Raw genomic sequence first — 12,963 nt, 5'->3', positions numbered from 1 at the left:
TTATATTTTCCTGATTGATTAGCGTAGAATTTTAATTTCTATGTTTTTGATTTTTATTATTTATTTGAATCTTTTTTAACTACTGATTCTATCTAAATTAATGAATTATATCTTGAATAAAAAAACCGCTATCAATAGCGGTTTTTATTGTTTGACAGATGGTTAAACTTACCAGCTTAACGCACCACCAGTTTGGTAGTCAGTTACACGCGTTTCAAAGAAGTTCTTCTCTTTACGCAAGTCCATCATCTCAGACATCCAAGCAAACGGGTTCGTTACACCAGCAAATTGCTCTTGTAAACCAAGTTGTGCTAAACGACGGTTACAGATGAATTTTAAATATTCTTCCATCATGCTTGCGTTCATGCCCAATACACCACGTGGCATAGTGTCACGAGCATATTCAATTTCAAGCATTGTGCCTTCAACAATCATTTGAATCACTTCTTGTTGGAACTCGCCACTCCAAAGGTGAGGGTTCTCAATCTTGATTTGGTTAATCATATCGATACCAAAGTTCAAGTGCATAGACTCATCACGCAAGATGTATTGGAACTGCTCGGCAACACCATTCATCTTGTTACGACGACCCATACTCAAAATTTGAGTAAAGCCGCAGTAGAAGAAGATCCCTTCAAGAACACAGTAGAATGCAATCAGGTTACGGAGTAAAAGCTGATCATTTTCAGGCGTGCCCGTGTGAAAATTAGGGTCGGTTAAAGAGTGAGTATATTTCAAGCCCCAAGCTGCTTTACGCGCAACAGATGGAACTTCACGGTACATGTTGAAGACTTCGCCTTCATCCATACCTAAAGATTCGATACAGTATTGGTAAGCGTGAGTGTGAATCGCTTCCTCAAATGCTTGACGTAAAATGTACTGACGGCATTCAGGGTTAGTAATGTGGCGGTAAATTGCCAATACCAAGTTGTTTGCAACCAAAGAGTCAGCAGTCGAGAAGAAACCTAAAGAACGCATAACAATGGTACGTTCGTCTTCAGTCAAGCCATTTTCAGACTTCCAAAGCGCGATGTCATGGTTCATGTTAACTTCTTGAGGCATCCAGTGGTTTGCACACCCGTCAAGATATTTCTGCCAAGCCCACTCATATTTAAATGGAACAAGCTGGTTCAAGTCCGCACGACAGTTAATCATGGCCTTGTCGTCAACCTGAACGCGTTGTGCACCCATTTCTAGCTCTTCTAGGCCAGGGGCAGCATCTAAATGTTCTAGGGCTGCAGCGGCTCTAGCCACCGTATCGGAGGCAACTGTTGGTCGCACGGAATGGGTTCCAGCGGGTTGTGAAGTTGCCAAGCTCTGCGATGATGACTCCGCAGAAGATACATTCTGCGAATGAGTCGTTTTTTCCGTATTGACGGGCGCAGACTTGAGTTCAGGAGCAACCGGTTTTTGCGAATCATCTTCAAAATCGTCCCAACTAAGGATAGACATTTTTCTTCTCTCTTCGTTGTATATATCTGTATTTGACATCTCTAAAACGAAGATGTCCCTACTATACGCTTTTAATGTGTAAACAAAATTAAGTTTTATTGATGTACGACCAAATTTTGGGCCTTTGGTCTCTACTCCCTACAACTTATTTTGCTTACGCTGTTGCTTACGTATTGTGAAAAATGCGTAAACCAGTGGCATATAAAAGAAAACAAAGGCAAAGATTAAAACTCCTACACCAAGCATATAGTTATGACTAAGATGAAAAAGCATAATCTTTACCTCTTTTAAAGTTGCTCTTTAGTGAAAAAGAGCAACTTTATTGAATGTTATTGGCAAGCTTCACAATCAGGATTGTCGATTGAACAAGCCATTGGAACTGGAGCTGCTTGGGTAAAACCGTCTTCTTCAACTGCTTCAGGTTTTTTTGCTTCTACAACAGGTGCAGCTACAGGAGCTACTTCAACAGATGCAGGCTTAACAGCATTTAAAGCACCTGTGTTGATTGTAGATTTTTCAGCAGAAGTTGCGCCTAAAGCTCGGAGGTAATAAGTCGTTTTAAGACCGCGTAACCATGCCATCTTGTAAGTGATGTCAAGTTTCTTACCATTTGCACCAGCAATGTAAAGGTTAAGCGATTGAGCTTGATCGATCCATTTCTGACGGCGTGATGCAGCATCCACGATCCAGCGTGTATCTACTTCAAACGCAGTAGCAAAGATTGCTTTTAATTCTTCAGGAATACGAGCAATTTTTTGTACTGAACCTTCGAAGTGTTTAAGGTCATTCACCATCACTGTATCCCAAAGACCACGTTCTTTTAATGCACGAACGAGGTATGGGTTAATAACAGTGAACTCACCAGACAAGTTAGATTTCACATATAAGTTCTGGAATGTTGGTTCAATAGACTGAGAAACACCACAAATGTTTGAAATGGTTGCAGTAGGAGCAATTGCCATCACGTTTGAGTTACGCATACCGTCTTTTTGAACTTTGGCACGTAAAGTGTCCCAGTCTAAACGTTGAGTACGGTCAACTTCGAACATGCGTTCTGGACGAGATTTCGCAACAATTTCCAAAGAGTCGATTGGAAGGATACCTTGATCCCACAATGAACCTTTGAATGTTGAGTAAGCACCACGTTCAACAGCCAAGTTGCTCGAAGTTTCAATAGCGTAGTAGCTAATCACTTCCATTGACTCATCAGCAAAGTTAACTGCATCGTCAGAACCGTAAGCCATGCCCATTTCATAAAGTGCATCTTGGAAGCCCATAATACCCATACCAACAGGGCGGTGCTTCAAGTTAGAGTTTTTCGCTTGTGGAACAGCGTAATAGTTAATGTCGATAACGTTATCGAGCATACGAACTGCTGTTTTAACTGTGCGAGCTAACTTCTCACGGTCTAATACACCGCCTTGAACGTGTTGTACAAGGTTAATCGAGCCCAAGTTACATACTGCAATTTCATCTTGATTTGTATTAAGCGTAATTTCAGTACATAAGTTAGATGAGTGAACTACACCCACATGTTGTTGTGGTGAACGTAAGTTACACACATCTTTGAACGTAATCCATGGGTGACCAGTTTCAAACAACATAGAAAGCATTTTGCGCCATAAGTCTTTAGCACGTACTTTCTTATGTAGCATGTTTGTTTCTTTTGCTACAGATTCGTAGTAAGCATAACGCTCAGCAAACTCAGCACCTGTTAGGTCATGCAGGTCTGGTGTTTCAGAAGGAGTGAATAATGTCCAGTCACCATCTTCAAATACACGTTGCATAAACAAGTCTGGAACCCAGTTCGCAGTGTTCATGTCGTGTGTACGGCGACGGTCATCACCAGTGTTTTTACGAAGTTCTAAAAATTCTTCGATGTCTAAGTGCCAAGTTTCTAGGTACGCACAAACAGCACCTTTACGCTTACCACCTTGGTTTACTGCAACAGCTGTATCGTTCGCAACCTTTAAGAATGGAACAACACCCTGAGACTTACCGTTTGTACCTTTAATGTAGGAGTTCAAGGCACGCACAGGTGTCCAGTCATTACCTAAACCGCCTGCCCATTTAGAAAGCATTGCGTTGTCACGCATTGCACCATAAATGTCATAGAGGTCATCGCCAATCGTGGTTAAGTAACAACTTGAAAGCTGTGGACGTAACGTACCTGCGTTAAACAGGGTAGGCGTAGATGCCATGTAGTCGAAGCTAGACAATAAGTTATAGAACTCGATTGCACGTTCTTCTTTATCTTGCTCATTTAATGCAAGACCCATTGACACACGCATGAAGAATAATTGCGGTAATTCAAAACGCACGCCGTTTGAGTGAATGAAGTAACGGTCAAATAGAGTCTGTAAACCTAAATAGGTAAACTGGTTAGAGCGTTCTGGCTGAATAGCGGCTGCCAGTTTTTCTAAGTCGAAATTGAGTAAATCAGGTGAGATCAAATCAAGCTCAACACCTTTTTTCAAGAAGGCTTCAAGCGCTTCATTTTCAGGCGTGTCTGTTGATAAGCCTAAGAATGCTAAACCTGTACCCACTAACTCATGACAAAGCAAACGTGCAGTCACGTAAGTATAGTTTGGTTCTTGTTCAATACGAGTACGTGTTGCCATCATCATGGTGGTGGCAATATCAGTCTCTTTTACGCCGTTATATAAGTTCTTAACGGTTTCATCCACAATGGCTTGAACGTCAATACCTTCCAAACCTTCAGCAGCTTTAGCTACAGTCGCTTGCAATGCACTTAAATCAAGTGGCTGAAGCTGACCGTTTGCATCGGTCACTTGTAAAGTAGGATGGTGGTTTGAGTTCGTTTGCTGACGAGCAGTAGTACGTTGTTCGCGGTAAATCACGTAAGCGCGGGCAACTTTCTGTTCTCCGGTACGCATTAAAGCAAGTTCAACCTGATCTTGAATTTCTTCAATATGGATCGTCCCGCCCGATGGTAAACGGCGAGTGAAAGTATTTAATACCATTTCCGTCAGTTGGGTAATACGGTCGTGAATACGGCTTGAATCCGAACTCTGTTGACCTTCCACAGCAAGAAAAGCTTTACCAATCGCAACAGAAATTTTCTCTGCATCAAATGCAGCAACATCTCCAGTGCGTTTGATCACCTGAATTTGACCGGGAGTCGAAGTAATTACGCTCATGCCAGCATAGCTCCATTGTCACTTTTGTTATGTTTATAGACCGTTTGAACCGAGCAAAAAGTATGCCACGATGTTTGAGGGATAAACACAAGACTTAGTAGTTAAAGTTTATTTTGAACACAAGATACGGGATTTTTCATAGCAGATCAATCTTGACTTTTTAGTAATTTTTTATCTGTATGATTTGATGGGAGATAGCATAGCAAAGCTATCAAAAAACACTTATAGATAACTTTGTGGATAACTCAAAAAACAAGCACTTAAATACAATTAAAGTAATTAAAGAAATAATTTGTTTAATATTCATACATTGGAATTATGAATAGAATATGAAATTTAATAACAATAACTAAATACTAAAAACACGAGAAAATTCAAAGGTTAATAAAATGCAACAAAACATGGTTGTCATGTATCAGTTTGGTGAACGCCTACTTGTTTACAATGTAAACGTGTGTATATTGCAAATGATAAACGAATGTATCTGCAAGATTTTTAAGATGCATGTAATGAGATTTATAGGGGCAATGATATGAGCCAAGAAGAAAAGTTACCAAAGATTCTGATCGTTGAAGACGACGAGCGTTTAGCACGATTAACTCAAGAATATTTAATCCGCAACGGCTTGGAAGTTGGTGTAGAAACTGATGGTAACCGTGCAATTCGTCGTATTATTAGTGAACAACCAGATCTAGTGGTCTTGGATGTCATGTTGCCGGGTGCCGATGGTTTAACCGTTTGTCGTGAAGTTCGCCCACATTATCATCAACCGATTCTTATGTTGACTGCACGTACAGAAGATATGGATCAGGTACTTGGCCTAGAAATGGGAGCAGACGACTATGTCGCTAAACCAGTTCAGCCACGTGTACTTTTAGCCCGTATCCGTGCGTTATTACGCCGTACAGATAAAACTGTAGAGGACGAAGTTGCACAACGTATCGAGTTTGATGACCTTGTGATTGATAATGGCGGCCGTTCAGTAACGTTGCATGGTGAGCTTGTTGATTTCACTAGCGCAGAATATGACCTATTATGGTTGCTTGCATCAAATGCTGGCCGTATCTTATCGCGCGAAGATATCTTTGAACGTTTGCGCGGTATCGAATACGATGGTCAGGACCGTTCAATCGATGTTCGTATCTCACGTATTCGTCCAAAAATTGGCGATGATCCTGAAAATCCAAAACGTATTAAAACAGTACGTAGTAAAGGTTACTTGTTCGTTAAAGAAACCAACGGGTTATAAGGTCTGTATAAACTTCCTATAAGGTTGGTCGAGTGTTTAAACACAGCATATTCCTGCGAATATATGCGGGACTGGTAATTCTTGTTGTTTTGGTTGCCGTTTTTGGCTATTTGCTTGTACAAATCATCAATTATCAACGAGCACAAGAATACAGAGAGTCTTTAACTGATGGTATTTCTTATGTCATTAGTGAGGGAGTCGCTCGACAACCGGGGAAGCAACAGAAAATAGACTGGGTTTCAGATGCATCAGATTTATTGGAGCTTCCAATTTATTACACTGATGCGAGCAAGGTTGAGTTATCTCGTACCGAGAAAAAACGAATCGAAGCCCAAAAGTCTGTTGTCCGTTACGATGCCAGTAATAGTATTGCGTATATTATTATTGGTTTACGTGATGATCCTCAACACTTTTTATCCATAAAAGTGGACAAAATTAGTGAGCGCCAAATGAAGGCCCTCCCTATTTTTGTACTTGATTATTTAATGTTTTATCCGGGGCAGGAACAAGAATATCTTGCTAAGATTCAAAAACATTTTTCATATCCAATTAATATTTATAACATTCAAGATATTAATTTAGACTCTGAACAAATTGGTCGTTTACGCCAAGACCAAAGTGTCATGTTGTACAAAGATAGCGCAACAATGCGTGGCACAACCATTTCAATCGTATCTCCAATCCCAAATCATCCGACACAAGTTCTGGTTCTTGGACCAGTTCCAATGTTTAACTGGATGCCGCTACAGCTTTCTGCCGGGATTACCTTATTTAGCCTCTTTTTATTGAGTTTAGGGGTTTATGGTCTCATCTTGCCGTTAGAGCGTAAAATTCGCCAAGTGCGTTATGCCTTAAACCGCATGAAATCAGGTGACCTGTCATTGCGTGTTCCTATTGAGGGAAGTGACGAGATGGCAAACTTGGCATCAAGTTATAACAATATGTCTGATCATATTCAGCGTTTAATTGAGGCACAGCGTGAGTTGATGAGAGCCGTATCTCATGAGCTTAGAACGCCAGTTGCCCGTATACGCTTTGGTACAGAGATGTTGGCAGAAGAAGATGATTACAATCATCGTATGCATCAGGTTGACATGATTGATAAAGACATTGAGGCGCTCAATACCTTAATCGATGAAATCATGACTTATGCAAAACTAGAGCAGGGTACACCTTCATTAGATTTTGCTGAAATTACTTTATTTGATGTATTAGATCAGGTTGCGGTAGAAACCGAAGCCTTAAAAACGCAAAAAGAAATTGAACTTGTTGCTCCTCCTCTTTATGTGAAGGTGGATGCAGAACGTCGTTATTTACATCGGGTTGTTCAAAACTTGGTAGGTAACGCTGTTCGTTATTGTGATAACAAAGTTCGAATTACCGGTGGTATTCACAGCGATGGCATGGCTTTTGTTTGTGTTGAAGATGATGGTGCTGGAATTCCGGAGCAAGATCGTCAAAGAGTATTTGAAGCCTTTGCCCGTTTAGATGATAGCCGTACTCGTGCATCGGGTGGCTATGGTTTAGGGTTGTCAATTGTGAGTCGTATTGCTTATTGGTTCGGTGGTGAAATTAAAGTAGATGAAAGTCCTACTTTAGGTGGAGCTCGCTTTATCATGACATGGCCTGCAAAACGCTTTAAACAACCTCCTTTAAAAGCTAATAAAAAAGCACCTTCATAAAGGTGCTTTTTTATTGCATCATTTATAATCGAGTCGCGTCTGGTTCCAAAATAGGTTTTCCGCTTCTTAAGCTGGTCAACGCATCGGAATTAAAGTCGATCAGTAATGAATTATTTTTTGCATCAATCTGGTATTTTTGAATAAGAGGTTGATCTCCATTAATCGTTTCTATTTTATATTCATCTGCAATATGCAAAATACTTTCTAGGTTTGTTGTCGTTGATGCAAAATCCTGCCTAAATATTTCATAGACATCTCGTAAGTCAAAAATTGCATTGTTGGCATCTGGATGTTTGTGAATATAGCTTTCTATATGTCGCACAAGTAACTGTGCAAACAGGTAGTAGTTTGGTTTATGCGTATATTCTAGAGTCATGCATTTTTCTCCTTATTATCTGTTATTAGCATACATGGCAAAATATGGGATATTGTATAAAATTCATTACACTAGATGATTAAATGAAAACCTATAAAGATATAAAGACCCGATTACGCCCTTGGCGTTTTGCTTGATATAAAGCGTCATCTGCTTCTTTAAATAAATTTTCAATTGCTCTATGAGAAGAGGGGGAATATAAACTTATGCCAATACTGACTTGTATAAAAATTGGTAATTTTCCATAGATATAAATCGGTTGCTGACTAATTTTAATTCGTATTTGCTCTGCAAGATCAAAAGCACTTTCCTTGGTGGTATCTGCAATGAAAATTGCAAATTCTTCACCACCAAAACGGCCCAACAAATCATGAGGATGCAAAATATTTTGAATGGTGGTGACACAAGTTTGTAGAGCGCGGTCACCTATTTGGTGGCCATAGTTGTCATTAACTTGTTTGAAATGGTCTACATCAAGCATGAAAAAGGCTGAGGTTTTATTTTCCTTGTGTACCTTTTCTTGAAGTAGTCTGACCGATTGCAAAAACTGGCGTCGAGTGAGGCTAGAAGTTAGTTCGTCATGTGCAATGGCGTGTTGGAGTTTTTGGATTAACTCTGAATGTAAAACACTAATGCTAGAGACGGTAAGAGGTGCAATCGTCATCATAATTAGTCCAATACGAATTGAAATGGTATTGCTTAAATATTCGTTTGGATAAAGCAAAAGGTAATGTCCAGAGACATGATAGATAATATAGGCGCTGGTAAAGGTCGTAATGAGTGCAACAATGATCGGTTTGTAGCGTATAGCACACCAGATGAGTGCGGCAATTGGGTAAAGTAATGAACCAGGGCCAGAGTCATAATAGCTTGCTGTAATAGAAATAATGACAGCTAAAAAAGGTAAAAGGTCAATTGCTTGTAAGCCATGATTTCTCGAAAAGTAATGTTTTACCTGACTATATTGAGGTAGGTTCAATATGATTGGCAAAAGAAGTAAAGCGTTTTGTAGTTCTGAAGTGAACCAGTAACCGAATTCATCCCACAAATTACCAAGCATAAATTTGGTATTAAACATAGGCACGAAAGTTGCTGCAAATAATGCACCTGCTATGCTACCTATCCCACATAGACCAAATAAAAAGAGGTAGGAATAGCCTCGATAAGCCGCTTTAATATGCTGATTAAAAAACATATAGAGGGCGAGGGTAGTAACAACATAAATAAAATTTGACGTTGTTAAAACAAGTGTGAGGGTAAATGGAGTACCTTGAAATAGATCACTAATCAAATACCCTATATAGGCCCCTAATAATGTGCTTGGTCGACGCGTACTTGGAAAGCGAATCAGTAACCCGAGCAAAACAGAATTGGCAGGCCAAAAGAACGCCAGAAAACTTAAAGGACGCGATGCGATGCCAATAAAACAACATACCGTAATAATAAAACCAAACAGGAGAAAAAATTTTAAAGAAGAGGAAAATGAAAATTCACGAAGTGAGTATGGCATCAGCTGCCCTTAATGATAAACACTCTTATCCAAGAGTAATAAAATATTATGCATGACTAAACATTCATCATAATTCAGAGGGGAAGTTGAATACAATAAAAAACAAACTAATATTATAAAAAAGTAAGTTATAAAAACTTAATGGTTGATGAACTGTGTAATTATTCTAAAATTAAAAAATGAAAAAAATCATCATAAACAAAAAAACTATTAAATAAACCGATTATGTGCGGTGAAACCCCCCTTACAACCCATAGAAGAATAGTTTTGTTTAGAAAATCATCCGAAAGACTAAGACGCTTCAACTAGCATGCGAAATTAGAAATCAGGTACAATTGGCGGGATTAATTTTGTGTTTGGTGTATTTGAAGGCCAATACATACATTCTTTGTTAAATAATAGGCCTGCCAGGAGTTATCCCCGCATGAGTGCCATTACTCCATACGACTGGGCGATTATCGCCTTCGTGATCGGCGTTACATTTCTTTGCGTCTTTATGCTCACAGTTCCCTTACTCCTCGGGGGGAAATCGTGGGGGCGTGCTAAGCAAGAGCAGTTTGAATCGGGTGTCGTGAGTGCTGGTGGCGCTCGCATTCGCCTGTCTGCAAAGTTCTATTTAGTTGCAATTTTCTTTGTTGTCTTCGACTTAGAGGCACTTTACCTCTATGCATGGTCTACTTCTGTGCGTGAAGTAGGGTGGTTGGGATATACCACTGTCGTGATCTTTGTCGTTGATTTATTGATTGCGCTTGTTTATGCCTTCTCTGTAGGTGCTTTAAGTTGGTCACCAGCAGATCGCCGTAAATCAGCAGGTGAGGCGATTAAAATCGGTTCACCAACAATGAACATTGCTGAAATTACACGCTTTAACTCTATTGAAGAGCTCGTAACTGACCCTACAGGCCAGATTCCAGCTCAATCATCAGGTCGTGTTAAGTCAAAAAATACACCTGCATTGTCATCTGAAAAGGAGTAAGTCGGGATGAAATATACTCTGACCCGCGCGAATCCGGATGCTGATCAATACCCATTGCAAGAACGTCAAATCGTGACAGATCCACTCGAAGAGGAAGTGAATAAAAACGTATTCATGACTCGTTTAGAGGATGTCTTGCATACAGCAGTAAACTGGGGGCGTAAAAACTCCTTGTGGCCATTTAACTTCGGTACCTCATGTTGTTACGTTGAATATGCAACGACCTTAACAGGTGTGCATGACTTGTCACGTTTCGGCGCAGAGGTTATCCGTGCTTCACCTCGTCAAGCTGACTTGATGATTGTTGCAGGGACCTGTTTCGTAAAAATGGCACCAGTTATTCAGCGTCTATATGAACAGATGTTAGAGCCTAAATGGGTCATTTCGATGGGTGCTTGTGCAAACTCTGGAGGTATGTACGACATCTATTCAGTAGTACAAGGTGTAGACAAAATTATTCCTGTTGACGTGTACGTCCCAGGTTGTCCGCCTCGTCCTGAAGCATTAATTCAAGCTTTAATGCTTTTACAAGACCAGATTCAATTAGAGCGACGCCCGCTTTCTGCCGTGATCGGTGATGATCTTCAGCCAGTGTATAAGCCAAAGATGATGCCAGAACGTGACCGTAAGAATGCGCAGCGTATTGCCGTTAAAAACTTACGCTCTATGGATGAGATTAAATAATTTTTTGACGGTGCGTTGACATATCTAACGATATGTTCATCGAGAAAATTGACAGAATTTGTATTAAATAGGAAGCCAAGCCAATGGCTGAAACTGACATTGCTATGCCAGAGTCAACACCAGTTGATTCACGCCCAGCATTTGCAATCGTAGAAGAGCTCAAAACCAAATTTGGTGAGAACTTTTACGTGCAGGCGACTTTTGAAGAGTTTCCAACAGTCTGGGTTGAGCGCGCACGCGTGCAAGAAGTCCTTATGTTCCTACGTAAAGTGGAACGTCCATATGTAATGCTGTTTGACTTATCTGCGATGGATGAGCGTTTACGTGTTCATCGTGATGGTTTGCCAGCATCTGACTTCACTGTGTTCTATCATTTATTATCGCTTGAGCGTAATAGTGACATTCGTATCAAGGTTGCCTTGAACGAAAATGATCTTAATCTTCCGACAGCGACCAATATCTGGCCAAATGCCAACTGGTATGAACGTGAAGCTTACGATATGTTCGGTATCAATTTCGAAGGGCATCCAATGCTCCGTCGTATCTTGTTGCCAACGTACTGGGAAGGTCATCCGTTACGTAAAGAATATTCAGCACGTGCGACAGAATATACGCCGTACATGCAAGACAAAGCGAAACAAGACTTTGAACAAGAGCACTTACGTTTTGTTCCAGAAGACTGGGGTCTTAAGCGCGGTAACGCTGACGAAGATTTCATGTTTCTGAACTTGGGTCCTAACCATCCATCTGCACATGGTGCGTTCCGTGTTGTATTGCAGTTAGATGGCGAAGAAGTGAAGGACTGTGTTCCTGATATCGGTTATCACCACCGTGGTGTGGAAAAGATGGCTGAACGTCAAACATGGCATTCTTTCATTCCTTATACAGACCGTGTGGATTACTTGGGTGGTTGCGCTCAGAACATGCCTTATGTGATGGCTGTAGAGCAAATGGCAGGAATTAAAGTTCCTGAACGTGCTCAAGTCATTCGTGTCATGTTGAACGAATTATTCCGTATTAATAACCACTTGTTGTTCTGTGGTACGGCAATTCAGGATGCCGGTGGTATGACACCAGTATTCTATATGTTCGCAGACCGTCAAAAAGTTTACGACATTGTTGAAGCAATCACGGGTTACCGTATGCATCCAGCATGGTTCCGTATTGGTGGTACAGCACACGATCTTCCAAATAACTGGCAAAAACTTGTTAAAGACTTGCTAGAGTGGATGCCTAAGCGCTTAAACGAATACTACACAGCAGCATTGAAAAACTCTGTGTTTATTGGTCGTACGCGTAACGTTGCGCAATACGATGCCAAGTCTGCACTCGCATGGGGTGTGACAGGTACTGGTTTACGTGCGACAGGTATCGATTTTGACGTTCGTAAATATCGTCCATACAGTGGCTATGAAAACTTCGATTTTGATGTGCCAGTTGAGTATGAAGGCGATGCATATGCACGTGTACTCGTTCACTTCCGTGAAATTACTGAGTCGTTAAAAATTATTCAACAGTGTTTGGATAACATGCCTTCTGGTCCATATAAAGCGGATCACCCATTGGCTGTTCCACCACCGAAAGATAAGACATTACAAGATATTGAAACCTTGATTACGCACTTCTTGAGCGTTTCATGGGGTCCTGTCATGCCAGCGGGCGAGTCATCATTTATGACTGAAGTGGTTAAAGGCGCAAGTACGTATTACTTGACTTCAGATAAATCGACGATGAGTTATCGTACTCGTATTCGTACACCGACCTTTACTCACTTACAGCAAATGCCTGCAGTGATTAACGGCAGTTTGGTATCTGACTTAATCATTTATCTAGCGACCATTGACGTGGTTATGGCTGACGTGGATCGCTAAGA

Annotated in this window: 11 protein-coding genes; 6 read left to right on the top strand and 5 right to left on the bottom strand. The window is 40.6% G+C overall.

Annotated elements, in window-relative coordinates:
* Positions 1-168: 168 nt before the first annotated feature.
* From KTH84_RS17215 to KTH84_RS17205, 3 genes are all read right to left on the bottom strand, one after another.
* A complete protein-coding gene (locus KTH84_RS17215) occupies positions 169-1,452 on the bottom strand; it encodes a ribonucleotide-diphosphate reductase subunit beta (RefSeq protein ID WP_262474421.1) in 1,284 nt (427 codons plus the stop codon).
* A gap of 138 nt (positions 1,453-1,590) precedes the next feature.
* A complete protein-coding gene (locus KTH84_RS17210) occupies positions 1,591-1,725 on the bottom strand; it encodes a preprotein translocase subunit YajC (RefSeq protein WP_133975165.1) in 135 nt (44 codons plus the stop codon).
* Positions 1,726-1,781: 56 nt separating this feature from the next.
* On the bottom strand, positions 1,782-4,613 hold the full coding sequence (locus tag KTH84_RS17205; protein ID WP_202743684.1) for a ribonucleoside-diphosphate reductase subunit alpha: 2,832 nt from the start codon (positions 4,611-4,613) through the stop codon (positions 1,782-1,784).
* Positions 4,614-4,966: 353 nt separating this feature from the next.
* Between KTH84_RS17205 and KTH84_RS19100 the strand changes: the two genes are divergently transcribed.
* From KTH84_RS19100 to bfmS, 3 genes are read left to right on the top strand one after another with little or no spacing between them, the layout of a single operon-like run.
* Positions 4,967-5,149 (top strand): hypothetical protein, encoded by a 183-nt coding sequence (locus KTH84_RS19100; RefSeq protein WP_016801725.1) that lies wholly within the window; start codon positions 4,967-4,969, stop codon positions 5,147-5,149.
* Entirely contained in the window at positions 5,146-5,862 is a 717-nt protein-coding gene (gene bfmR / locus KTH84_RS17200; RefSeq protein ID WP_003653488.1) for a response regulator transcription factor BfmR, read from the top strand. Before KTH84_RS19100 ends, bfmR begins: the two co-directional genes overlap by 4 nt.
* 32 nt (positions 5,863-5,894) lie before the next feature.
* Complete coding sequence (bfmS, locus tag KTH84_RS17195) at positions 5,895-7,544, top strand: sensor histidine kinase BfmS (protein ID WP_042896838.1); 1,650 nt, start codon at positions 5,895-5,897, stop codon at positions 7,542-7,544.
* A gap of 22 nt (positions 7,545-7,566) precedes the next feature.
* Here bfmS and KTH84_RS17190 read toward each other — a convergent pair whose 3' ends face one another.
* A complete protein-coding gene (locus KTH84_RS17190) occupies positions 7,567-7,920 on the bottom strand; it encodes a hypothetical protein (RefSeq protein ID WP_133975161.1) in 354 nt (117 codons plus the stop codon).
* A gap of 91 nt (positions 7,921-8,011) precedes the next feature.
* Positions 8,012-9,430, bottom strand: a complete 1,419-nt coding sequence (locus KTH84_RS17185) for a diguanylate cyclase (protein ID WP_262474419.1) — start codon at positions 9,428-9,430, stop codon at positions 8,012-8,014.
* Positions 9,431-9,854: 424 nt separating this feature from the next.
* Between KTH84_RS17185 and ndhC the strand changes: the two genes are divergently transcribed.
* The 3 genes from ndhC (at position 9,855) to nuoC (ending at position 12,961) form a co-directional block, all read left to right on the top strand.
* Complete coding sequence (gene ndhC / locus KTH84_RS17180) at positions 9,855-10,406, top strand: NADH-quinone oxidoreductase subunit A (RefSeq protein WP_009393853.1); 552 nt, start codon at positions 9,855-9,857, stop codon at positions 10,404-10,406.
* Between the two features lie 6 nt (positions 10,407-10,412).
* Positions 10,413-11,090: a NuoB/complex I 20 kDa subunit family protein gene (locus KTH84_RS17175; protein ID WP_002050353.1), complete on the top strand. Its 678-nt coding sequence runs from the start codon at positions 10,413-10,415 to the stop codon at positions 11,088-11,090.
* Positions 11,091-11,173: 83 nt separating this feature from the next.
* The gene (nuoC, locus tag KTH84_RS17170) at positions 11,174-12,961 is read left to right on the top strand and encodes an NADH-quinone oxidoreductase subunit C/D (protein WP_003653478.1); all 1,788 of its coding nucleotides are present in this window, start codon (positions 11,174-11,176) and stop codon (positions 12,959-12,961) included.
* Positions 12,962-12,963: the final 2 nt, after the last annotated feature.

Source organism: Acinetobacter sp. WU_MDCI_Abxb74 (genome assembly GCF_025513915.1).
In the GTDB taxonomy this organism is placed as follows: Bacteria; Pseudomonadota; Gammaproteobacteria; order Pseudomonadales; family Moraxellaceae; genus Acinetobacter; species Acinetobacter calcoaceticus_C.
Note: the sequence above shows the minus strand (reverse complement) of the source record. Positions and strands in the feature narration are given on the sequence as shown.

Coding starts and splice junctions, on each gene's coding strand:
- KTH84_RS17190 (WP_133975161.1), bottom strand. CDS start 7,920: ATGACTCTAGAATATACGCATAAACCAAACTACTACCTGTTTGCACAG.
- KTH84_RS17210 (WP_133975165.1), bottom strand. CDS start 1,725: ATGCTTTTTCATCTTAGTCATAACTATATGCTTGGTGTAGGAGTTTTA.
- ndhC (WP_009393853.1), top strand. CDS start 9,855: ATGAGTGCCATTACTCCATACGACTGGGCGATTATCGCCTTCGTGATC.
- KTH84_RS17175 (WP_002050353.1), top strand. CDS start 10,413: ATGAAATATACTCTGACCCGCGCGAATCCGGATGCTGATCAATACCCA.
- nuoC (WP_003653478.1), top strand. CDS start 11,174: ATGGCTGAAACTGACATTGCTATGCCAGAGTCAACACCAGTTGATTCA.
- KTH84_RS17205 (WP_202743684.1), bottom strand. CDS start 4,613: ATGAGCGTAATTACTTCGACTCCCGGTCAAATTCAGGTGATCAAACGC.
- bfmR (WP_003653488.1), top strand. CDS start 5,146: ATGAGCCAAGAAGAAAAGTTACCAAAGATTCTGATCGTTGAAGACGAC.
- KTH84_RS17215 (WP_262474421.1), bottom strand. CDS start 1,452: ATGTCTATCCTTAGTTGGGACGATTTTGAAGATGATTCGCAAAAACCG.
- KTH84_RS17185 (WP_262474419.1), bottom strand. CDS start 9,430: ATGCCATACTCACTTCGTGAATTTTCATTTTCCTCTTCTTTAAAATTT.